General features: G+C 37.5%; 20 protein-coding genes and 1 pseudogene. 15 read left to right on the top strand and 6 right to left on the bottom strand.

Annotation, left to right across the window (positions count from 1 at the left end; genetic code table 11):
- From H3T55_RS08590 to H3T55_RS08525, 14 genes and pseudogenes are all read left to right on the top strand, one after another.
- A pseudogene (locus H3T55_RS08590) lies at nucleotides 1-923 on the top strand (hypothetical protein); the annotation flags it as partial.
- Nucleotides 924-934: 11 nt separating this feature from the next.
- On the top strand, nucleotides 935-1573 hold the full coding sequence (locus H3T55_RS08585; RefSeq protein WP_225534136.1) for a hypothetical protein: 639 nt from the start codon (nucleotides 935-937) through the stop codon (nucleotides 1571-1573).
- Nucleotides 1574-2020: 447 nt separating this feature from the next.
- Complete coding sequence (locus H3T55_RS08580) at nucleotides 2021-2797, top strand: helix-turn-helix domain-containing protein (protein ID WP_225534135.1); 777 nt, start codon at nucleotides 2021-2023, stop codon at nucleotides 2795-2797.
- 106 nt (nucleotides 2798-2903) lie between these two features.
- Nucleotides 2904-3278 (top strand): VOC family protein, encoded by a 375-nt coding sequence (locus tag H3T55_RS08575; RefSeq protein WP_225534134.1) that lies wholly within the window; start codon nucleotides 2904-2906, stop codon nucleotides 3276-3278.
- A gap of 389 nt (nucleotides 3279-3667) precedes the next feature.
- Nucleotides 3668-4387 carry a MurR/RpiR family transcriptional regulator gene (locus H3T55_RS08570; RefSeq protein WP_225534133.1) on the top strand — a complete coding sequence of 240 codons (720 nt, stop codon included), beginning with the start codon at nucleotides 3668-3670 and terminating at the stop codon, nucleotides 4385-4387.
- Between the two features lie 127 nt (nucleotides 4388-4514).
- A complete protein-coding gene (gene mngA, locus H3T55_RS08565) occupies nucleotides 4515-6425 on the top strand; it encodes a PTS 2-O-a-mannosyl-D-glycerate transporter subunit IIABC (RefSeq protein WP_225534132.1) in 1911 nt (636 codons plus the stop codon).
- 13 nt (nucleotides 6426-6438) lie between these two features.
- Nucleotides 6439-9030, top strand: a complete 2592-nt coding sequence (gene mngB, locus H3T55_RS08560; protein WP_225534131.1) for a mannosylglycerate hydrolase — start codon at nucleotides 6439-6441, stop codon at nucleotides 9028-9030.
- Nucleotides 9031-9088: 58 nt separating this feature from the next.
- Nucleotides 9089-10207 carry a glycerate kinase gene (locus H3T55_RS08555; protein WP_225534130.1) on the top strand — a complete coding sequence of 373 codons (1119 nt, stop codon included), beginning with the start codon at nucleotides 9089-9091 and terminating at the stop codon, nucleotides 10205-10207.
- Nucleotides 10208-10550: 343 nt separating this feature from the next.
- Nucleotides 10551-11252: an N-acetylmannosamine-6-phosphate 2-epimerase gene (locus tag H3T55_RS08550; protein WP_225534129.1), complete on the top strand. Its 702-nt coding sequence runs from the start codon at nucleotides 10551-10553 to the stop codon at nucleotides 11250-11252.
- Nucleotides 11242-12030, top strand: coding sequence for a Cof-type HAD-IIB family hydrolase (locus H3T55_RS08545; protein ID WP_225534128.1), 789 nt, complete (start codon nucleotides 11242-11244; stop codon nucleotides 12028-12030). The genes H3T55_RS08550 and H3T55_RS08545 overlap by 11 nt, the downstream gene beginning before the upstream one ends.
- Before the next feature lie 5 nt (nucleotides 12031-12035).
- Nucleotides 12036-13568: a DUF4127 family protein gene (locus H3T55_RS08540; RefSeq protein WP_225534127.1), complete on the top strand. Its 1533-nt coding sequence runs from the start codon at nucleotides 12036-12038 to the stop codon at nucleotides 13566-13568.
- A gap of 1 nt (nucleotide 13569) precedes the next feature.
- A complete protein-coding gene (locus tag H3T55_RS08535) occupies nucleotides 13570-14850 on the top strand; it encodes a PTS sugar transporter subunit IIC (RefSeq protein ID WP_225534126.1) in 1281 nt (426 codons plus the stop codon).
- Nucleotides 14851-14963: 113 nt separating this feature from the next.
- On the top strand, nucleotides 14964-15785 hold the full coding sequence (locus H3T55_RS08530; protein WP_225534125.1) for a MurR/RpiR family transcriptional regulator: 822 nt from the start codon (nucleotides 14964-14966) through the stop codon (nucleotides 15783-15785).
- Nucleotides 15786-16033: 248 nt separating this feature from the next.
- A complete protein-coding gene (locus H3T55_RS08525; RefSeq protein WP_225534124.1) occupies nucleotides 16034-16528 on the top strand; it encodes a restriction endonuclease in 495 nt (164 codons plus the stop codon).
- Nucleotides 16529-16632: 104 nt separating this feature from the next.
- Here H3T55_RS08525 and H3T55_RS08520 read toward each other — a convergent pair whose 3' ends face one another.
- The 4 genes from H3T55_RS08520 to H3T55_RS08505 are packed head-to-tail and all read right to left on the bottom strand — an operon-like array spanning nucleotide 16633 to nucleotide 19564.
- A complete protein-coding gene (locus H3T55_RS08520) occupies nucleotides 16633-17232 on the bottom strand; it encodes an alpha/beta hydrolase (RefSeq protein WP_225534123.1) in 600 nt (199 codons plus the stop codon).
- Between the two features lie 27 nt (nucleotides 17233-17259).
- Nucleotides 17260-18153 carry a VOC family protein gene (locus tag H3T55_RS08515; RefSeq protein ID WP_225534122.1) on the bottom strand — a complete coding sequence of 298 codons (894 nt, stop codon included), beginning with the start codon at nucleotides 18151-18153 and terminating at the stop codon, nucleotides 17260-17262.
- 12 nt (nucleotides 18154-18165) lie between these two features.
- Nucleotides 18166-19128, bottom strand: a complete 963-nt coding sequence (locus H3T55_RS08510; protein WP_225534121.1) for a ring-cleaving dioxygenase — start codon at nucleotides 19126-19128, stop codon at nucleotides 18166-18168.
- A gap of 16 nt (nucleotides 19129-19144) precedes the next feature.
- Nucleotides 19145-19564 (bottom strand): MarR family winged helix-turn-helix transcriptional regulator, encoded by a 420-nt coding sequence (locus tag H3T55_RS08505; RefSeq protein ID WP_225534120.1) that lies wholly within the window; start codon nucleotides 19562-19564, stop codon nucleotides 19145-19147.
- Nucleotides 19565-19859: 295 nt separating this feature from the next.
- Between H3T55_RS08505 and H3T55_RS08500 the strand changes: the two genes are divergently transcribed.
- A complete protein-coding gene (locus H3T55_RS08500) occupies nucleotides 19860-22001 on the top strand; it encodes a heavy metal translocating P-type ATPase (protein ID WP_412523570.1) in 2142 nt (713 codons plus the stop codon).
- 91 nt (nucleotides 22002-22092) lie between these two features.
- On the opposite strand, the gene H3T55_RS08495 is transcribed toward H3T55_RS08500, so the two are convergent.
- Both H3T55_RS08495 and H3T55_RS08490 read right to left on the bottom strand, forming a co-directional pair.
- Complete coding sequence (locus tag H3T55_RS08495) at nucleotides 22093-23076, bottom strand: WYL domain-containing protein (protein WP_225534119.1); 984 nt, start codon at nucleotides 23074-23076, stop codon at nucleotides 22093-22095.
- Nucleotides 23069-24310 carry a WYL domain-containing protein gene (locus H3T55_RS08490; RefSeq protein WP_225534118.1) on the bottom strand — a complete coding sequence of 414 codons (1242 nt, stop codon included), beginning with the start codon at nucleotides 24308-24310 and terminating at the stop codon, nucleotides 23069-23071. Before H3T55_RS08490 ends, H3T55_RS08495 begins: the two co-directional genes overlap by 8 nt.
- Between the last annotated feature and the right edge of the window lie 16 nt (nucleotides 24311-24326).

Here is a 24326-nt window from a genome sequence, read left to right as displayed (position 1 = left end):
AAACACAGATCCAAGGAATGCAAAATCAAATGGATCAAATAAAACAATTACTGCCAGTTTCTAGCGAACGTGTGCAGCATCTCAGAGAAGCAAGCGGACTAATCTCAGAATATACAAGTGCAAAACGCAAGCTGGAAAAACAGTTACAAAAACTCCTCGCTTTCCATGCCTTTTCTTCTACGCTTTTTACAGAAGTCACAAGCTTACAAGCTGCCGTCAATCAAGGTTTAACCCAAGTGTCAGGAGGCAAAGGCTTCGATCCAAAGACCGGCACATTTTCTCCAAAGAACTTGAAAGATACCCGTTGGATGATTACAATAGGAAATGCATGGGAGAAACGCGAGAAAGAAATCGCTGAGATCAATCGAAAAGCGAGAGTAGAAAGAGAAATGGCTGCATTGCAAGAAGCAGCGAAAATAGCTGGTGCTGATATAGCCATGAATTCTTTCATGATGAATGTTGGTCTAATGAACATGGGGCCATCTATTTATGGAAATTTGAAAGATTACGGCTCGCAGAAGGCGTTGACAGCGTCGTTGAGACCGACTGGAACGATGAGCAGAAGTAATATGAAAGTTAGTGGAGGTGAATTGCCTCAAAAATACCAACAGATTATCAAGAAAAATTCTTCAGACTATAATTATAGCCGTAGTGTACTTGAAAAAGCTAAGCTGGATCCTCATTATCATGATTTTCCTAAGAATTTAGATAATGAAATTTTGTCAAATCCAGTTTTGACTAGGCCGGATGGGAGAATTGAACACCTAGCAAAAGGTACTATAAATGGAGAGAAAGGAATATATCATATTACGCTGAAAGGAGATAAGATCATACATCGTACCTTTATCCCAGAGAGCGGTTGGGCAAGGTTTGCAAAAGTAAATGGTTTACCAGAATATGTGAATATCCCTTCATTAAAATAAAGGAGAAGAAAATGACACAATTTAGAATTAATATACTGGGTGAATATAATGACTGGTGCGAAATTTATAAAGATAATATTTTAATTCACAATGGCTCATTGATAGGAATTTTAAGTAAAGTAGAAAATAAGATTTTTTTAAGGATAAATTATGGAACACCAGACTACTTTTATTCTGAGATTAAGTATTTAGGAAATAATATAATTTCAGTTCCGCGACAACCTAATTTATTGAATAGTCAATATAGATACCAGCCATTAATTTTTAATACTCAAGAATTTGAAGCATTTATTGATACTGTTTATTTTGACAAAGAATTGTTAAAGGAACTATCGGAAGTCTCTAAAGAAGACTTGATTAACATGTGGTTATTATCAAATCCAAATAGAGGTAATTATTCAGACATTCTTGAACTGGAACAAAGTACATTAAAGAATATATTGTTTTTTTCAGACGATTGTTTTGATGTATCTAATTTGAAAAAAGTGATTGATTCTTCTAGCACAGTAATTAGTCAAATTTGTGGTAACTTAGAGCCTGTAATCATTTATATGGACAGCGATAAAGGAATGTATGAATGGAGTGGTTTGGTAAAAATAGAAGATAAAATTCTCTTGAGATTGGATGATTATTACTTTATAAATAGTTAGAAAATAGTACGTTTTACTATTTACAGATATCATGGACGTGGAATTCGTTTGAATATGGACGGCTCTTTTAAAGGATTTATTGATCAAATTGATTTAAAAGGCTACAAGCAGCTTTAAATATTTGTCTCATTATCTCAGATACAACTATTAGTCAAAATTGTTTTAAATAATAATGGTCTTCTAGGTGTTTAAATTTATAAAATATTGTAAAGCTAAGTAATGTTCTAAAGTAGAACTTACTCAGCTTTTTTTTAGTATATAATAGGTTTAAATAGTCTAAGGTTGAGAAGCAAGGCGAATATGAAAAAAAGCGACTGAGTATCAACGAATTACTCCACGAAAAAAGAGAGTTCTAGTAGCAAAGGTATCTGAAGTCGATACGTAATCCCATCAGCAACGATAATAAATTTGAGTAACTTTCTGAAAATTAAGAAAGGAGAAAACAATATGATAAAAAGCATGATGCCTGATATCATTGACTTCATAAAAACAGAAGCACTAGCTAAAAAAATGACCAGTGAAGAAATCGCCAATCATTTTGGTTATGATAAGTATCATTTCAGCAGAAAATTCAAAGAAATAAATGGCTTCGGCATTGCTGAATATATATCAAGTTTGAAAATAGAAAAGGCAGTTACTGCGATCGATCAACCCAAAAAAATGATTGAACTGCAAGATATTTCAGAGTTTGAGAGCAGTAGCAGTTTTACGAATACCTTTAAAAAATTCACTGGAAGTGCTCCTAAAAAATATAAAAATGAAATGACTGAATTATTCTCTGAGGTAAAAAGTTTCGAAAGCAGCGGTGAATATCAAGCAGTGGAATACTATGAAAAGCAAGATACATCCTATTGTAGTGTAACGATCGAAGTGTCCGAAAATTTTGAAAAAGGATTGTTTTTTATCGGATTATTCCGCACACCGATCCCAAATCATAAACCGATATCTGGAGTCGCTACTAAAAGAACTAAATTGAATGTGTTGAAGAATGTGCCAGATGGTGAATATTATTTACTGGTTTGCGCTATTGATCGCTCAACCAATATTTTTTCTTACTTTAATTTGCAAAACTGCTTGAGGGGAAGAGTAATGGAAAAATTATCTTTTCCCGCATGTTCTGGGGAGCATTATACAGTAAAACTAAGACCGCCTATACCGGAAGATCCTCCCATTTTGCTAAGTGTAGCAAAGCTTTTAATATCAAGTTTGAAAAACACAATCTAAAACAATATTAATAGTGGAAGCCATAGTACAATACATTTGAGATGGATTTGAAAGTACACTAAACTTTTAGGGTAAAATCTCAAATAAAAAATGGAGGTAAGTCGATATGAAAAGTTTCGTATCTATATTAGAAATTCCGGTACTAGAAGTTTCAAGAGCCATTGATTTTTATCAATCGATTTTGGGTATTGAAATTGAGAAACTTGAGTTCCCAGAATTTAACATGAAAATGGGGTTATTCCCAACAGAAGAACAAATGGTAGTAGTAACATTATTGCAAGAAGAAGGTCTTACACCTTCATCAAATGGTGTGACAAACTATCTTGATGGTGGAGATGATCTTCAGCTTATACTGGATAAAATTGAGAAGAGTGGCGGCACGATCGTGGTTCCAAAAACGCCTCATGCTGATGAAATTGGTTATTTTGCATTGTTTATTGATACTGAAGGGAACAAACTAGGGTTACATTCGCCGAATTGATTTAATTTAGTTGAGATCGAGCAGGTAATAAAATCATAAAAATTGCTCTCTTTTTGGACACTTGAAGGATAAAAGTAAACTATCATGTTAGTGAAAAAACATTGCTCAATGCTAGGCGATGATAGAAAAATAATTTGGCACAGAACAGCGGTTTTGAGGGAATCAAAACTGCTGTTCTTTATATAGAACGGCACAAGATCAATTAGACATTTCGAGTTCTGTAATTTACTGAATTGGACGATAGATTTACTATTTAAGATAAATGATAGTTAGTCAAAGTTGCATCATTACAAAAAATACCTAGCAAAATGCAAATAATTAAATTCTAGCTATTTGATTGACCGCTCGTTATAATCATACTATACAGATCTTGAAGGTGAGGGGTGTTCATGGAGTTTCAGCAAAGAGTGATCAATCAAGAGTATCGCTTGACTGATCTAGAAGACGAGCTTGTAGCCTATATCGCTAAAAATAAAGCGAGTGTTTCCAAAATGAAGATCATAGAGCTTGCCTCTCTTTTTTTCACTGTTCCAAATACGATCACTAGGTTGTGCCATAAGCTAGGTTACTCTGGGTATTCTGAGTTGAAAAATGAGCTAAAACGAGAAAGTGAACAGCCTTCAGATAGCTCATTCAAGCAGAAAGAACTGTTACTTAAAAATTTTGAACTCATTGATTTTGAGCGGGAAAAGCGTGTCGTGCAATTATTCAAAGCTGCAAAACGGATCAATTTTTTTGCGATCGGTCAAACCGCCTATGCAGCAAAGATCGTTGTTGATAATTTTTATGCAATAGATGATAAGGCGTTTTTCTACACATATGCGAATGAGTTAAGGCACAAGATCCAGCATGCAACAGACGAAGTTTTTTTCTTTATTAGTCTTTCAGGAGAGAAGGAGCAAATATTGGAATTAGCGAAATTGGCGCATGAGCATCAACATAAGGTGGTTTCTCTGACAGGTTTAAGCAGCAATTCTTTAGCGAGATTAGCGGACATCAGTTTATTTTGTTATTCGCCTGAAGTGATCAGGAATCATTACAATATCACGGACAAAACACCGCTGCTGGTCATTATGAACAGTCTTTTTGAAACCTATATCGATTCGTGAAATCAATGGGCGTGTAAAATTACACATAAACCTCTTTCAAAAGAATGAAAGGGGTTTATTTTTCTTAAAAATCAAAGTTCTGAGCCTAAATAGTGCTAAAGTTTAGCCATAAGGAGGAGGAAAGAATATGAATCTAGCACACGCAACGTCAGAAGCACTTATTTTTTTAGAAGCATCCTTTAAAACACGTGAAGAAGTTTTTGAATTTATGACGCAAAAACTCTATGAACAAGAGAAGGTATCAGATCCTAAGCAATTTTTAGCAGCAGTTCAAGCTAGAGAAGCATTGTCGGTGACGGGGTTTGAAAATGGGCTGGCGATTCCACATGGAAAATCTTCCGCAGTCAAGGAAGCGTCATTTGCGATACTGAGATTGAAGGAGCCGTTAGCAGATTATCCTAGTTTAGATCCTACGAATCAAGTATCGTTGATCTTTATGTTGGCAATTCCGGAGGCAGAAGCAGGCAGTACTCATTTAGATATTCTTGCAAAGTTAGCAGGTCGACTTTCTGATCATGATTATTTAGAACGATTCAAACATGCAGAAACTGCTTCTGAGATGTTGACTTTACTGGATGAATCAGACGAAGTTACAACGGTTTCTCAAGGGGACAAAGGATTGATCTTAGGAATCACAGCTTGTGCTGCAGGCATCGCACATACTTATATGGCTGCTGAGGCGATCACCAAAGCAGCGAACCGACTTGGCTATCAGGCTAGGATCGAGAAGCAAGGTGCGAAAGGAATGGAAGATAGGATCACGGCAAAAGAAGTCAATGAGGCAGTGGGAATTATTTTGGCTCATGACGTATCTCTTAAAGGAATGGAGCGCTTTGCGAAGCTTCCTAAAGTCGATACCACAGTGGCAGAGCCGATCAAACATCCTGATGAAGTCGTTCAGCGACTATTGGATAAGGCAGAGAATTATGTACCTAGTGGAGATGATGTGGCAGATTTTGACGATACTGATGAACAAGAGAAATCGATCGGTCAGCAGATAAAAGATGCAATTTTAACAGGAATTTCCTATATTATTCCGATCATCATTGCAGGCGGAATGATTTCAACGGTTGCAGTGTTGATCACTCAATTATTTGGGTTGCAGGAGATGGCTGCAGCTGAAGGTAGTTGGTTGTTTTTACTAAAAGGGCTTGGCGGCGGATTATTGGGAAGCTTGATGATTCCTGTATTGGCAGGGTATATGGCGTATTCGATTGCCGATAAACCAGGCTTGACCCCAGGTTTCGCTGGTGGTTTAGCTGCGATGACGATCAATAGTGGATTTCTTGGCGGGATGTTGTCCGGTTTACTTGCTGGTTTCCTGATGAACTGGATGAAGAAAAATATTCAGGCTAAAGGTGTTTTTTCAGGCTTTGTGACTTTTTGGGTTTATCCAGTGATCGGTTCACTGGTTGTTGGTGTGGTCATGCTTTTTCTTATCGGGAAACCAGTTGCAGCAATCAATAATGGATTGATTGGTTGGTTAGATACTTTGCAAGGAACGAATGCGTTATTGCTGGGCGCTGTATTAGGAGCGATGGTGTCATTCGATTTGGGTGGACCTGTCAATAAAGCTGCCTATGCATTTTGTATTGCGGCGATGTCAAATGGTAATTTTATTCCTTATTGTACATTTGCTTCGGTTAAAATGGTTTCTGCATTTTCTTTATCCGCAGCGTGCTTATTGAAGAAAAATTTATTTACTGAACAAGAAAGAGAAATCGGCAATCAAACATGGTTATTAGGCTTAGCGGGAATTACTGAAGGAGCGATCCCATTTGCGATGGGCGATCCGATTCGAGTGATTGGTTCATTTATTGGAGGCTCTATCATCACTGGAGCGATCGTTGCTTATACGGGACTTGGTTTGAATGTTCCAGGAGCAGGGATTTTTTCGATGTTTTTACTGGAAGGTGACTATAGCAGTGTAATGGGCGCGTTCATTTGGTTAGGCGCAGCAATTTTAGGTGCGGCGGTTTCTACTATTTTATTGATTGTAACAAGACAACATAAATTGCGAAAACAAGCAAATAGATAAGGTGAGAAAATTTATGAAGAATGTACACATTGTGCCCCATATGCATTGGGATCGAGAATGGTATTTTTCAACAGAGGAATCTAGAATTTTATTAGTGAATAATATGGCAGAAATTTTAGAGATGTTAGAAAATGATCCAGAATATCCCTATTACGTATTAGACGGACAAACAGCTGTTTTAGAAGACTATTTTGCAGTTTGCCCAGATCAAAAAGAACGGGTCAAAAAGCTTGTTCAAGCTGGAAAACTGATCATTGGTCCATGGTATAGCCAAACAGACGAACTAGTTGTAGGCGGAGAATCGATCGTCAGGAATCTACTCTATGGCATCAAGGTCAGCAAAAAATTGGGTGATCCAATGATGATCGGCTATCTACCGGATTCGTTTGGTCAAAGCGGACAGATGCCGCAAATTTTAAATGGATTCAATATTCAACGAGCGATTTTTTGGCGGGGGATTTCTGAACGTCATGGCACAGATAAAACCGAGTTTTATTGGGAGGGAAATGACGGATCTGAGGTTCTGACCCAACTATTTCCATTAGGATATGCTATCGGAAAGTATCTTCCGGAAGATAAAAATGCTTTGAAAGAACGAATGGACAAGTATTTTAGCGTTCTTGATCATGGGGCAACAAGTAATGAAGAAATTATTCCAAATGGTCACGATCAAATGCCGATTCAAAAGAATATTTTCCAAGTGATTCAAACGCTTGAAGAATTATATCCCGAAAGAAAATTTTTCCTTAGCCGCTATGAGAATGTGTTTGATATTTTAGAGAAGAAGACGGACTTACCAACGGTCAAAGGGGAATTTATTGATGGGAAATATAGTCGTGTTCATCGAAGCATTTTTTCGACAAGAATGGATATCAAGGCAGCGAATGCGCGCATTGAAAACAAGCTTACGAACAGTTTAGAACCTCTAGCAGCGATTGCTTATTCACTAGGGCACGAATATCATCATGGATTGATCGAAGGAATCTGGAAAGAGATCATGAAAAATCATGCGCATGATAGTATCGGCTGTTGTTGCTCGGATAAAGTGCACTTTGAAATCATGGCGCGTTTTATCAATGCTGAGGAACGTACGGATCGTCTGATCGAATTTTATCAACGAAAAATTTCAGAGAGTACGCCTGATAAAGAGGACTCAGAAAAACTGGTATTGTTTAATCTATTGCCTTATGAAAGAACTGAAGTTATAACAACGGAGATTATTTCCAAACGCTCAGCTCTTCATTTAGTGAATGATCGAGGGGAAAATCTTCCTTTTGAGATCATTCAGCAAGAAATAATCGATCCAGGATTGATCGACCGACAGATCGTACATTACGGGAACTATGAACTATTTATTAAATATACGATTTGCTTTGAAAAAAAATTACCAGCAATGGGCTATGAAGTAGTGTATATAGAAACAGCAGAAAGTCTTCCAAAATCGGAATTGACTGAAAAAGAATTTATAGATACGGAGTATTTCAAGATTTTCGGTAATCCTAATGGCACAATAACAGTTCTTGATAAACGAAATAATCAGGAATATAAAGATATTCTTGCAGTAGAAGATGTAGCGGATGATGGTGATGAGTATGATTTTTCACCCTTAGAAAATGATCGACCTCGTTTATCAAAAGATGAAGTCACAGCAAATATCTCTTATGAGCATAGTTTATTTGCAAGCTCGATGCATATTTCTTATGAGTGGTCATTAGCGAAAAATCTCGAAGAACGTAAAAGTGGAGAGGCGACAGGGAAAATCGGGCTGGAACTTACTATTCAAGCGTTAGAAAATCAGCCGATTCTCCAGCTGTCTGTTCAAGTAAATAATCAATGTGAAGATCATCGGATGCGCCTATTATTGCCGACAGAAATTGCTTCGAGTTTTTCGATCGCAGACAATCAATTTGGAACAGTTGAACGATCAGTGATCGATGAAGCGATGGCGTTTTGGCAAAAAGAAGAGTGGGATGAACGCCCGGATGCGATCTATCCATTTTTGACGAACGTTTCATTAACAAATAGTGAGCGAACAGTCTCCGTTTTAACAAATAGCTCAAGAGAGTATGAAGTCATCGGTGAACACTATGATTGCTTAGCGATCACATTGTTTAGAAGCGTTGGTGTGTTGGGGAAAGAAAATTTAGTGCGTCGTCCAGGAAGACCCTCAGGAATCAAACTGGCGACTCCTGATTCGCAAATGTTGAAAACAATTAAGTTAGAGTTTGCGCTTTTATTTTCGAATGAACCGATCGAAATAGCGAATCCAGCAAAATACGCTAAAGAATACCTAACACCAATTTTAGCCTATAATCAGATGGGGTATAATGCAATGAAACTGAACTCTTCAATGTTACAGGTGCCAACAAGTTATTCGCTGTTCCGTCAAGAAAATGATACACTTATTTTAAGTGTAGTCAAAAAAGCAGAAGAGGGCTCGCACCTTTTAGCGAGATTTTTCAATCCAGCTAAAGATGATCAAAGTTTAAGGTTAAAAGATGTTCAAGCACCAGCTCATTATCAACTAAACGAGGAGCTCATCTTGGAAAATGATTCTGAACAAATCGGTGCAAATAAAGTAGTGACAGTCAGCATCAAAAAATAAATGAGTATCTGAACAGCTAATATAGCTGTTCAGTTTCTTTGCAGAAGAGGGTGAAAAAATGAAAATTGTGACGGCGATCGATTCAATGAAAGGCTCCCTAACGAGCAAGCAAGCGAATCAAATTGTGGCAGAAGTTTTTAGAGATGAAAAAATAGAAGTCACAGAAGTTGCAATTGCTGATGGCGGGGAAGGAACGGTAGAGGCTTTTGTAACAAATGCTAATGGGGAAGTAATATCAGTTAAGTGTCATAATTTATTAGGCGATGAAATAACAGCTGATTATGGTTGGCTGGAAGAAGAAAAAACGGCTGTGATCGAATCTGCAGCGACTTGCGGGATCCAATTTTTAAAGGGGACATCTGAAACACATCCCCACAATACCAATTCTTATGGCTTGGGCGAACAAATTCTTTCTGCAGCACAAAAAGGAGCCAAGCGAATCATTATTGGCTTAGGCGGAACAGGAACGATCGATGGCGGAATCGGTTTATTAGCCTGTCTAGGCGTTGAATTTTTCGACAAGCAAAATCAATTGGTTTCACCGATTCCTCGTAATTTCAAAAAAATCACCAGAGTAGAAACCCCAAAAATGCCAATGATGTTAAAAGAGCTTGAAATCATCGTTGCTGCAGATGTAAAAAGCACGATTATAGGGGAAAAAGGAGCAGTCTATTTATTTGGAGAGCAAAAAGGGCTGCAAAGCAATGAGCTAGCTGCTTTTGAAGAAGAGATGACACATTATAGTAAATTATTATTGGAAGGAGCAGAGTCACAAGAAGGTGATGGCGCAGCTGGTGGGATTGGATTAGCTCTTCGGACGATCCTGCAGGCAAAAGTGGTATCTGGTTTGGACCTGATCGCTGAACAGTCTCATTTACCAGAAATAATCCAACAAGCCGATCTGGTTATTACAGGTGAAGGAAAAATCGATAGCCAAAGTTTACAGGGAAAAGTCCCAGTAGGTATCGGGGCAATGGCGCAAAAGCATCAAGTTCCTGTTCTTGTATTTGTAGGTGCAATGCAAGGAGAATCTGACGAATTTGAAAAAGCAGGACTATCAGTGATCATTCCGATCGTAAATGAGGTATCAACTTTGACTGAAGCGCTTATGTATGCTGAACAAAATCTGCGTCAGGCAGCAGAAAGAACGAAAAAACTTCTTTTTCTATTAACATAGCTTATTTGATTTAAGATTAGAAGAGAATATATTTTTTCATTTTTAAGGGGACAATAAAGGAGCAATACGCATAGCGTATTGCTCCTTTATTGTAAAATTGCCGAAAAATCTGGTTTTTGCTATCACTTGTTAAGAAGTAGAGTCCGAGTCAAAACTGTTTTCTAGTGTTTGTCTCGAACTTTTTTTGCAACCACCATATTTTTCTATTTTCGAAAGCTCATTAGACGATAAAAAGCTTTAGAAATCAAGGGTCTAAAAATTATAGTCTCGAAATAAAGAAAAACATTTACAAAAAATAGAAAATAATGTAAAAATACACCATAAATATAAAGAAGGTGAAAAAATGTTCCAGTTAGAAGCATTGAAAGGAAAATTGATCGTGTCTTGTCAAGCGTTGGAGAATGAACCCCTGCATAGCTCGTTTATAATGGGAAGGATGGCGCTAGCTGCTGAAGAAGGTGGTGCAAAGGGAATCAGAGCCAATTCAGTAACTGATATCAATGAGATCAAAAAACAAACAGAATTGCCAGTAATCGGTATTATCAAGCGGGATTATGATGATTCAGATGTGTATATTACGCCAACAATGAAAGAAGTTGACGAGCTGTTGACGACTTCAGCAGAAATCATCGCTTTAGATGCAACAAAGCAAACAAGACCGGATAATGAAAAAGCAAGTGATTTAGTCGAACGGATCCATCGATCAGGGCGATTAGCAATGGCAGATATCTCCACATTGTCGGAAGCATTGCAAGCGGAGAAGGATGGATTTGATCTAGTGTCAACAACATTGGCTGGATATACATCTTATTCTAGAAAAACGGACACGCCTGATTTTGATCTACTTAAAGAGATCGTTCAGCAAGTTGATGTACCAGTAATTATGGAAGGGCATACAGATGCTCCAGAACAAGTGACTAAAGCACTTGAGTTAGGTGCATTTTCTGTTGTGGTTGGCTCGATCATCACAAGACCGCAATTGATCACAAAGCGTTATGTTGAAGCAGCAGATAAGGCAGTAAGGATGGAAAATGATGGAAGATAAATTATTGGTTTGCGACCTTGATGGCACATTGCTAGATGCGAATGGAGCAATTGATGAAGTTAGTTTAGAGAAAATAAAACAGTTTTGTGAAGACGGTGGACATTTTGTTGTTTGCACAGGCAGGATGGATACAGACATTCGCTATATCGAAGACAAGCTAGGGTTCAAAAGTGAATATCGAATTAGCCAAAATGGAGCTGTGATTTATGACAAAAGTGAACAATTGTACTATGAAACGATCCCCAAAAAATACATCGCTACTTTAAACAGGATTATTTTTGGCATGGGACTACGTACGGAAGTATCTAATGTTACGAACCGTCTTTTTCCTAGTCCGAGAGATCCTAAAGATATTGCGGAGTTTGTTGATTCATCGATCATTATTGAGAATCTGGAGAATTTTGTTTTGGAACAAGAAAAAAATCCAACGATCTATCTTACGTTTGGAGAAAAGCAACAGTTTCAGGAAATTCGTGAAAAGGTCGAAGAGGAGTTAGGAGAAGATGCTGTCAACATTGTCATGACTAGTCCAAATTCATTAGAAATCTTTTCAAAAAAAGTATCGAAAGGACAAGCGGTGGAACGAATCATTCAGCAATTGCAATTAGAACGTGAAAATGTTTATACTGCGGGAGATGCTGAAAGTGATGTGTCTATGTTTCATGTGACACCAAATTCTTATGCTGTCCAACAGGCAGAGGCGGCAATAAGAGAGCAGGCTGATTTTTACGCAGAAAATGTTGGAGTGATCATTGACGAAATGTATAAAGGAAGGTGAAAAAAATGCTGAAAATCGTTTATATTCCTTTAGATGAGCGACCGTGTAATGCAGATTATCCGCTGAATGCAGCAGCAGTTTCTAAAGAGATACAGTGTACGATGTTGCCAAAAGAAAAGATGGGGAATAAAAAGAAGTCTGGTGATCTTGATGCTATTTGGCAATTTATTGATGAAGCGGCAAAAAATAGTGATGCAACCGTGATATCAACAGAAATGGTTCTTTATGGAGGGTTGCTTGCTTCCAGATTACATGAATTAAAAGAAGCTGTATTGTTAACATATGAGAAAAGAATACGATCATTAAAGAAAACGAATCCTCGATTAAAAATTTATGCATCCAATTTGATCATGAGAACACCAAAATATAATAGTTCAGATGAGGAACCGGAGTATTATGAAGAATACGGTGAACGAATTTTTCGCTATGGCTGGCTGTTAGACAAAAAAACTAGGGAATCTTTAGATGCAGATGAAAATTTGGAGCTTGATCATCTGAAACAAGAGCTCCCAATTACGATCATCAAGGATTATGAAGACCGTCGTTCCTTCAACGTTAAAGTAAATCTTTTAAATATTCGACTTGTGGAAGAAGGAGTGATCGATTTTCTTGTGATTCCGCAAGATGATTCAGCAGCTTACGGCTATACTGCAATGGATCAAAAGAAGGTTTATCATGCCATTGAGGAAAAAAACTTAAAAGATCAAATCATGGTTTATCCAGGGGCAGATGAAGTTGGCTTTACTTTATTAGCTAGAGCCTATAATCAGTATAAAAATAAAATACCTACTGTGTACGTTCAATTTTCTTCAACATTAGGTCCTGAAATCGTTCCGCTATACGAAGATCGAATCATCAATGAAAGTCTAAAAGCTCACGTAATGGCTGCGGGGATGAGATTGACGAAAAATCAGGACTCTGCTGATTATTATTTAGCGTATAATACTTCTGGAAAAGTAATGCAGGAATCATGTGATCAGCTTGAAAATAAGGACGTCACTTATGACTCTTATCGCCATCTTTTGACTTTTGTCGATGAGATTGCTTGTGCGGCAAAATCGGGGAAAATCATTGGAATATGCGATAGCGCATACGCGAATGGTGGAGATCGTGAATTGCTTCAACTTTTAGATAAACTGGGCTTGATCAATCAACTTTCTGTTTATAAGGCGTGGAATACAAATTGTAATTCCTTAGGTAGTACATTAGGGGCGTTGGCGCTGATCGATGAGCAGGTCGATCATTCACAACTTATGAATAATTTGTATTCAAATCTATTTGAAGATACCTTTTATCAAGCACTTATTCGTATGGACGTCACTGAGAATTATTTACCTCAAATCGGTGTAAATTATTTTGATTTGAAAGATCAAGTTGAAGCGGTACTAATGAAAGTCGAAAGTGAAATGAATTATTTAAAAAAACGTTATTTAAAGAAATCTCTTAAAGGAAAGCATATTGAATTTACAGAAATGTCTTCACCTTGGAATCGAATGTTTGAAATAAACTGTCAAGTAAGAGTGACGGAGGGAGAATAAAATGAAATCAAACGTAGTCGAAAAAATGTTGGTCATTGCAAATAAGTTTTCTAGTCAGAGGCATATTGCGGCGATTCGAGATGGTTTTGTGGCCTTGATACCAGTTACGATCATTGCTTCTTTTTGGGTGTTGATCAATAATCTCGTATTGAGTCCATCCAACGGTTTGTTGAAACATTTTAGCGGTGCTGCTCGTTGGATGGACTTAGGGAATCAAATTTATAATTCTTCATTAGGAATTTTAGCGATTTTGATTGCTGCGACGATTGGTTATAAACTAGCGATCAGCTACCAAGAAGAAGGGCTGTTTGGTGCGGTGATGGGTGTGGTAGCTTTCTTCCTTGTCTTGCCTGCTCAAAATATTGTTACAGATAGTAACGGAGAAACCTTTACAGCCGCAGCATTCACACAAGCGCAGACAAGTGCGACGGGAATGTTTTTGGCCATCGTTGCAACCTTGGTTTCTGTCACCTTTCTTTCAAAATTTTCAAAAATGAACGCACTGAAAATTAGAATGCATGAGAGTGTTCCGCCATCGATTGCAAAGTCATTCAATGTACTGATTCCAGCCTTTTTAGTTACAACGATCATAGGACTTGTAGAAGTAATGATCGTTTGGTTCGCTAATACGGATATCCCAACGATCATTGCGAAATTTTTCCAAGCGCCATTGGTTGCATCTTTTCAATCGATCGGTGGACTGTTGGTTTATGTTTTTCTAAGTAACCTTTTATGGGCTTTTGGGTTACATGGGACGTTCATTTTAGGTTCGATCGGGGAACCGATCATGATGACTGCGATCCAGGAAAATATGGACGCATTGAAAAACAATGCAGAATTACCGAACATCGTCACTAAACCATTTCTAGATGCTTTCGGCTGGATGGGCGGAGGAGGAATGTTGATTTGTCTAGTTATCGCTATTTTTATAGGCTCTAAACGTTCAGATTATCGTTCAATTACTAAAGTTGGTGTGATTCCTTCCTTATTCAATGTTAGTGAACCGCTGATGTTTGGGATACCGGTCGTCTTCAATCCTTTGCTAGGCATTCCGTTAGTGATTGTTCCGATGGTCACTACAGGGCTCGCTTATTTTGCGACAAGCATTGGTTTGATCGCTAAAACTTCTGTGTTGATTCCTTGGACCACGCCGCCGATTCTTTCGGGGTATTTGGCTACGAATGGTGATTGGCGCGCAGCACTGTTACAAATTGTTTTATTGATCATCGGCGTCTTGATTTATCTACCATTCGTTTTCATGACAAACAAAGAAAGTACTTGATCATTAAAAAATGTGAAACAAAACTAAAAATCATCGTTTGCTTCAGTTTCTTTCCTCTTTTGGAGATTTGAATCGAGTTTGATATAATCAAGCTATAAAGAGGAGGACGTAATATGGATTTATTAGCAATGATCAGCAGCTTTTTTCCATCGTTAAGTAAGTCTGAGAAGAAAGTTGCTCAATTGATTTTAAGTAATCCTGATGAAATAGAACATTTATCGATCAATGAAATTTCTGCAATGGCAAGTGTGGGTGAAAGCACGGTTGTTCGTTTTGCTAGAAAAATCGGTTTTTCTGGATTTCAAGATTTGAAGCTGGCTTTAGCTAAATATCAAGCAACTGTCATCAAAAAGGATAGTAGAGAAAGTGATGGGGAGAAGGGAATCATCTATCAGCAATATATCGATAGTTTAGCTGAAACGATGGGCTTTTTAAAAGAGGATCAAATTCAAAAAGCTGTTACTTCTATCCATGAGGCGAGACGTATTTATATATTTGCTGTGGGAAATTCAGGTCTTGTCGGAATGAACTTAAGTAATCGCTTGAAGCGTTTAGGAAAATGGGTCGAGTTTGTTCAAGATGGGCAACTACAAAGTATTTATGCAACGATGATGACAAAAGATGATTTAGCTTTTGCTATCAGTACCTCTGGTAATACGAATGAAGTGATCATCAATGTAGAGATGGCTAAATCTCATGGATGTAAGTCTATTTCATTAACAAACTATCTTGGCTCTAAACTAACTGAAATCAGCGATCTAGCCTTAATTGGATCATCTAAAGAATATATTTCGGATGCGGGGTCATTTGCGGCGATGCTCAACCAAATGTTCATTATTGATGTATTGGCTAAAGAATTAGTCAAGCTTGCTCCTGATCATTATCATGAGCTGCGTATGAAGCGTAATGAAGCGTTGATGAATCGCATAAATTAGACGGTTGGTATCTAAACCACTAGAAAATAATGAGATTAGAGTTTATCATAACGGACAGTCCCTGTTTTTAGCGATCGAATGTTAAATAAATAATTTATTAAACATATGAAAGGTGTTCTCAAGCAAAAAGCGAAGAGGCACCTTTTTTTAATTGATAAATATAGAAAAAATCTATTTCTATCCTTGTTAGTATATAGTATACTTTAAGAAAGGAATATATTTTATGTTGGAGTTAGTTAGGAGAAGTTATGAACATGATCGATTTGCTAAATAGTTTGAAGCCGCTGTTTGAGAGTAAAGTAATGTGGTTTTTAATGGTGCTGATTATTATCAATTATCTTTCTAAAATTTTTTCATTTTTTGTTGAACGCAATAAGAACTATCAATTAAGTGATATCGATGCTATGTCAGGTGAAAAGTTCGAGCATTATTTTGCCAATTTATTAAGAAAATCAAATTATCAGCGAGTCAAGGTTACGCAATATCAGGGGGATCAGGGGATCGACGTTCTAGCTCATAATGATGATCGGAAAATAGGGTATCAGTGTAAACGATATAAAAGAAATGTTGGAAATAAAGCCGTTCAAGAGGCACATGCTGGTAAAAGTTATTATGAATTAGATGAGGTGTATGTCGTGACGAACAGTTACTTTACTAAACCTGCAAAAGAATTAGCACACAAAACAGGGGTTCATCTAATTGATAGAGACGAGTTATACAGAATGATGAAAAATAAAAAATGACAAAGCTTTATAGAAATCCATTCAAATAGAAGAAAATAACAAAAAAATCGATTTATCCCTTTCCATCTAGAAAAAAGATAGGATAAATCGATTTTTTTATTGTATTAACTATGTTTATTTTCTAACCATTTTTTTGCTTCGCTAATTTCTTCATAAGTCAATTGATGACTTTGTGTCCATACATAAGTGACATCTCCATGATTTTCCGCAAATAAATTCAGCACACGTCGACTTTCTTTGATCGGTACGATCGGATCATGTGTTCCAAATGTCATAAAACTTTCGGTATTTTTCAGATGCTCTGAGTTCACTACATTTATTGGATACATGGGATGTAGTAAGATAGCTTTTTTCAATCTAGAATCTCTCAGCATCAAATTGACGGCGATATTTGCTCCATTGGAATAACCGATCAATGTGACCTGATCGAATGAAAAATCATATGTTTGTGCTAAACCATCAATAAAATCGTCTAATTCTTTTCCCCGTGATTCCAAGTCTTTTTCATCATAGATCCCTTCAGCTAGCCGACGGAAATAACGATTCATGCCATCTTCTTGTACGGTTCCTCGAATCCCGATCAGTGTAGCATCAGCATTCAATTCTTTTCCGATTGGAAGCAGAGAATGCTCATCTCCTCCTGTTCCGTGAAGGAGAATAAAAACAGGAGCATCTGCTTTGCCTTGTTCTATTATATAGTTCATTGTTGTTCCCTCCATCGTATATCGTGATCAAACATCTAGCCTTGGTAGACGAGAGATGATTTCTGCTCGCCGAGCTTCAAACTGGGGCGGCAGCATTAATTGTTTGCCTAAATTTTCAAAAGATTCATCAACAGTAAATCCAGGTGTTTCAGTCGCGATTTCAAAGATGATATCTCCGTGTTCTTGGAAGTAGATCGCTTTAAAATAGTTGCGGTCTTTGATCTCAGTTACCGAATAATGATGAGTATATAAATAATCCTGCCATTGTTTCTGTGATTCGTAAGTGGGCACAGACCAAGCAATATGGTGCACGGTACCAACTCCCCAGCGACCAAATTTCATCACCGTTTTTGGCACGATGATTTGATGCTTTTGAGTGCCTTTTGTGTAAAACGAATAGCTTTTCTCAGTCGTTACCGCAGATTCTAATCCGAGATCGTTTACCAAGGTGTTGCTTGTTGCCTCAGGATCAGCTGAAAGCAACACTGTCCCGTGAAATCCAAGAATTGCGGCTGAATCTGCAGTTTCGACTCCTTCAACAAGTGCCAAAGATAAATCATGAGAGTCTTGTAGCTCCAATGTTGGTTGATTAAATAGCTCCGTTTCTTTTACAGAAATCTGATGTTTAGCTAGATGCTCTTTCCAATAAGCGGTAGTTCCCTTCGGAATACGAAAAGCAATGGTTCCCACTTGGCCACTGCCTACACGTCCTTTGTGCGCATTGCTCCAAGGGAAAAAAGTGAGGATCGTTCCATTATCGACAGATTGATTGCTGTAGTACAAGTGGTAAGTATGTTCGTCATCAAAATTGACCGTTTGTTTGACTAAACGTAAACCTAAAACATCGCGATAGAACTGTAGATTTTCTTGCGGATCACCGACTATGGCAGAAATGTGATGGATTTTATCGATCGGGTTCATTGGACATTCTCCTTAAGCGCGTATGGTATTGAAAGGTTTGATGACACTTTCGATATATTCGCGACGATTTTCTAAAAATGGTGCAAGTGATAATTTTTCTCCTAATGTTTCGTAAGGCTCATCCCCCATGAAACCTGGTTCATCTGTTGCTAGCTCAACAAGTATATGGCCGACACGAACATATAAAGATTCAAAGTAGTAACGATCGACATAGCCGGAATTGGCTAATCCTAGATTATCAAAAATTTCCTGCCAAACAGCTAATGATTTGCGATCAGCTAAACGGAATGCAACATGGTGAACCTCGCCAAAACCTTGTTGAGATTGCGGACTGGTCGTATCATCCACCAACACTACTTGAGCACCGTTACCACCTTCGCCAACTTCCATCAAATATCGATTGTCTTCTTGCTTAATAGTTTTAAAGTTGAAAATAGTTTCTAATAGACCTTTAAAATCAGCCGCATAAGAAACAGAAATCTCAACTGGTCCTAAACCGTAAATCGCAAATTCTTCTGGGACGGGCCCTTTTTTCCATGGAATTCCTGCTTTGACGCCGGTATTTGTTTCATCGGAAATCAATTGATAGGCTTGATCGTCGAAATCCCAGAAACGTAATACTTTTTTACCGAATTCAGTTGAAATAGCGTCATGTTTTACATTGAATTCATTAAAACGTTGTTCATAGTAAGTTAAAGCAGCATCGCTTGGTACACGAAATCCAGTTCTGCTGATCGAATTCGTCCCTTTGGTTCCTTTTGGATTGTTGGGAAAGTCGAAAAAGGTCATCGTTGTGCCGGGTGAACCTAAGTCGTCTGCAAAATAAGTATGATATGTATAGATATCATCTTGATTGACTGTTTTTTTCACTAATCGCATGCCTAGAATATCTGTGAAAAATGCATAATTCTTTTCTACATCGCTAGTCATTGCTGTGACGTGATGTACTCCTAATAATTGATCTTCTTTTCTCATTTTAATAGCCTCACTTTTAATCGTTTATTTTTTTTAATAAGTGTTGTAATGATCGTAATTCTTCGATAGTAATATCAGAAAAACTAGCCGCAATTTGCTGAGCATGAGTAGGAAAAATTTCCTCCATCAGAGTTTTTCCTGCTACGGTAATATCGACATAGATGATTCGACGATCGCTTTCATTTGTTTGCCGTTTTACATAGCCTTTTTTCGTTAACTGGTCGATGACATAGGTGGTACTGCTGCTGGCAATCAGGATCTTTTCCTTAATGGTTTGTGTCGTTTGTCTTCCTTTATGGAAAAGCAATTCCAAAACTGAGAATTCAGTAATATTCAAGCCGTAACAGGTAACATCCTTTTTGGCTAATTGCTCTAGTTGACTAGCGGTGCGTAAAATTCCGATATATGTTTTTAATGATTCTTCTTGATGATCCATGACTTCACCTCTTTTTATTTCGAATTCGAAATAAATATAACTTACTTTTAATAAGTATGCAAGCTTTTTGTTTCGATCATTCAAAATGATTGTTTAAAAGCAGCGTCAGTTGTACTCTTAAGAGAGAATAGAAAGAGGAGAGGTTGACTTTAGAGGATTAAAACATTTTCGTTTACAAATGTAGTCGTATTTGTTATGCTTGTTTTGTCGAAAGGTTTTAGAACATATAAATAATCTGGTTTTGATCAATGAGCGAAAGCAGCTAAAGTGAAATAAGCGAAAGTAGGGATAAATAATGAGTAATAAGAGTACAGGCAGTGATGAAAAAAATCATTCAATGCACGCAGATCATGAAATGAAAGGAATGGACCATACTGAACATGATATGAGCAACATGAATCATTCGATGCACGAAGACCATGATATGAGCAACATGGACCATTCAATGCATGAAGGACACGATATGGGCGGTATGGATCATAGTATGCATATGGGGAACTTCAAGCAAAAATTTTGGTTATCTTTGATCATCGCTATTCCGATCATTATACTATCACCAATGATGGGAATGGAGTTGCCTTTTCAATTTTCGTTTCCAGGTTCTAACTGGGTCGTTTTAGTGTTAGCCTCTATTTTATTTGTTTATGGTGGTCAACCATTTTTAAGTGGCGCTAAAATGGAATTGAAAATGAAAAGTCCAGCAATGATGACGCTGATTGCAATGGGGATTTCTGTCGCTTTCTTTTACAGCTTATATTCGTTTGTTGCGAATACCTTTTTTCATGCACATGTCATGGATTTTTTCTGGGAGCTTGCGACATTGATCGTTATCATGTTATTAGGACATTGGATCGAAATGAATGCGGTGATGAATGCCAGTGATGCGTTGCAAAAATTAGCAGAACTGCTGCCGGATGAGGTGACACGAGTTAGAGCCGATGGCACTGAGGAAAAAGTTTCTCTACAAGCAGTCCACGAAAACGATCATTTGATTGTTCGTGCGGGCGACAAAATGCCGACAGATGGACTTATTGAAAAAGGCAATTCCATTGTTGATGAATCAGCTGTTACAGGTGAGTCTCGCGGTGTGATCAAAAAGGTAGGGGATCGTGTGATCGGTGGCTCTGTCAACGGAGATGGAACCATGACAATTCTAGTTACAGGAACAGGCGAGAGCGGTTATCTTGCGAAAGTAATGGACATGGTTCGCAAAGCCCAAGCAGATAAATCAAAACTAGAAGCACTATCAGACAAGGTAGCAAAATGGTTGTTTTATGTGGCATTATTTGCTGGGATTCTAGCATTTATTGTCTGGTTGTTTGTTAGTGATCTGCCTTCTGCTTTAGAACGAATGGTGACCGTTTTTATTATTGCTTGTCCTCATGCGTTAGGATTAGCGATCCCGTTGGTTGTTGCCCGCTCAACCTCTATTGCAGCTAAAAATGGCTTATTATTAAAAAACCGCAATGCTCTTGAGAATGCTCATGATCTAGATATGATTTTATTAGATAAAACAGGTACGTTGACTCAAGGAACTTTTACTGTAACTGGTGTGGAAACATTTGCTGAAACTTTAGATAAAAAAGCAGTGTTACAATATATCGGTGCTTTAGAAAGTAGCGCAAATCATCCAATTGCTACAGGAATCATGAACTACTTAAAGGAACAGAAGATCACACCGTTTAAAGCTGCGAATGAAAGAAATATTTCTGGTGTTGGGTTAGAAGGGCAAGTTGAAGGTAAAAAGGTAAAAATCATCAATGCCAAAGCGTTGAGTCAATTGAATATGACAGTTGATCAGTCAGCTATTACACACTATCAAGAACAAGGCAATACGATCAGCTATTTGTTGATCGAAGAGCAATTAGTCGGTTTGATTGCTTTGGGTGATCAAGTAAAACCTGAAGCGAAGGAATTTATTATCGCGTTGAAAGCACGGGGGATTGAACCCGTTATGCTGACTGGAGATAATGAAGAAGCAGCATCTAGTGTTGCAAACTATTTAGGTATCGAACGATTTTATGCTAGTTTATTACCTGAAGGAAAAGAAAAAATCGTTGCTAAGTTAGTGAATGAAGGACATCGTGTAGCGATGGTGGGTGACGGAATCAATGATGCGCCGAGTCTCGCACGTGCGACGATCGGAATTGCGATCGGAGCTGGAACGGATGTAGCGATCGATTCTGCAGATGTTGTATTAACAAATAGTAACCCGCTGGATATTTTACATTTTATTGATTTGGCGAAACAAACCCGAATCAAAATGGTTCAAAATTTATGGTGGGGAGCGGGTTATAACATCGTTGCTATCCCTTTAGCTGCTGGTGTTTTAGCTCCGTGGGGAATCATCTTGAATCCTGCTGTCGGGGCAGCTTTGATGTCTTTAAGTACGATCATTGTAGCGTTGAATGCGATGACGTTGAAGATTAAAAAATAGAGAAGGGTTACTTTTTATAAAAATAAAAGAACAAACTAAAACAGAGGAGATCATCATCAGTTGATGTGCAGCTCCTCTGTTTTAATTAGCTCTATTGATCAAAGCTTTCCATTAACTTAGCTTGAGCTTCAATCCGTTCTTTGATCTTGATAATAAAATTATCTGGGCTAGTCACGGTCAAAAATGGTCCGAATGACAATATCCGAATCAACAGCTCTGTTTCATCGCTCGTATCATATTGAATGGTCAATTCATAGTGAGACTCATCCAATCGACGAGTCGTTTTGTGGTAATCAGCAAAATGAAGCATACTTCGTTTTAACGCTTGTCGCTTATCGATCAATTGACAAGTCATTTGTGCTTGCTTTCGACGAGAGGTGATCGGTAGAGCCAAATAGTCTCTTTTTTCTTCAGCTAACTGGACTGTAAGCATGCGATCAAGATTAAGTGTTACTTCAAATCGGCTGGTCCGTAAGATACGCCAAGCCTTTAAGCGAAAAAGATTATTCTTGGGTGAATAGTCTAATTTGAAGGGCAGAAAAAGACCGATTTTGCTGGATACTTTTTTATGTCGTTGATAGTCGATCAACAAAGGCCTTTTTTCCTGAATGGCTTCGATCAAGCATTTAAAATGACGCTGCTGCTGTTTCTGATCAATGATCGAATCGATTTGGTTAAACTGATCATAATAAGTGATAGCGTTTAAATCGAAAAGTGGCTGAATTCCTTTAAGTTGCTGATTTAAATCAGAAATCTCATGATCTTCTAAGAAAAATGAAAGTCGAGGATCCTTCATTATCGTTTTGAGCCAGCGACGTTCTAAAATCGTATATGTGCTAGGTGTCTCATTTTTCGTGATTGGAAACCAGCAATCAGGTTCTTTTTCAAATAATAAGTACCAAGGATTATTTTTGTTTTGCAAAGAAGGAAGGAGCTGCATCACAGACTCGTCAAATCCTTTCATTCGAACGATACGGTCCAGTTCTTTTGTTGATAATGCTTGCTTCTGATTTAAAATTTCCTTTACAATAGCAAAATAGATTCCATTTATTTCATGAAATAAAAAATCAGTCATCTATTTTTACCTCCTTTGAAGGGGAGTATAGGGCAATAAGTTCCTTTAAGTCGTTAATAAATAATGTCTCCCACTCTTTATCTGTACTTTCAATAGAAATGATTCTTCCGACAAATGTTCTGAGAAATGGGTTGATAGCAAATAGATCAATCAATTCAATTTCAAAAACGACTGTCTTTTGATCGATTCGATAGCTAATTCCCATTCGCTGTTCGCGAGCGATTCTTGTCATCAAATAATCCTCATATCCCTCCAAAATCTGAAGCAATACGCGTAATTTTTTTAAAGGTTTTTGATTAAAACTTCCGTTCCAAGAAGTCTCTTTCTTCTCAGAAAACTGTTCTTGAAAATCTAAATATTGTTCAACAGGTTCTTTCAAAATAACTTCTTTGATATTGTCGATTCTGATCGAAGTAAGTAAGTTTTTGTGAAGCAAGCCGACTAGATATTGTCTGCCGGTCTCTGTGCTAACATACAAAGACAGTGGTATTAGTTCAGCTTCTTTGCCATTATATTGGTAAACAGATATATAGCGGTGCTCCGTAATTGCAGCAAGAATGGTTAAAACAATTTCCTCATCTAAACTGTGAACAATAAAGTGATGCTTGAACGTAAACGGACTTTCGGTTTTCTGATTTAGCTTATTCAATAAAAATTGTCCAATAACACCACCAGGCAGAACTTCTTTATAAAAATGCAGAACAGGAATCATTTTTTTCTCTAAACTTAGAGGAGCGACTAACTGATAATGAAGTCGCTTCTCTTTTTCTATCTCTTGAAGGACACCTAGTCTGCTGTATTCTTTCAGTTTGTTTCGGATGGTAAGTTCTGAGAGTGTCGGTGCACCGTCAAAGTGATTCAAGTACTCTTGGTGAAGCAGTTCTGTCAATTCAGTTAGGGACAATGACTCATAGCTTGTCAAACAATCTAGAATTGTAAAATGAAGAAAAACATCATTTTTAGTGAAACTTTTTGTTTGCCATAATTTAAAGAATGGATTTGTGTCTAAGGGTTCTTGCTTGAGTTCAAGTCGAATCGTTTTCCCTTGGGCAGTTTGTTCCCATTCAGTATATTCGCTTAAGAAGCTTTCTATGCGACGGCGCTCATTATCATAGCTACGTAAACTTTTTTCTTGAAATTCCTCTCGATGTTTAAAACCATTGATATAAAATTCTCTGGCATACGAGCGAATCGTATTAAAATCTTTGATCAACTCATTAAAAGACCTACTCATTTTTTTCCTCACTATT

It is taken from the genome of Enterococcus sp. S22(2020) (genome assembly GCF_020295385.1).
GTDB classification, from domain to species: Bacteria; Bacillota; Bacilli; order Lactobacillales; family Enterococcaceae; genus Enterococcus_L; species Enterococcus_L dunnyi.
Note: the sequence above shows the minus strand (reverse complement) of the source record. Positions and strands in the feature narration are given on the sequence as shown.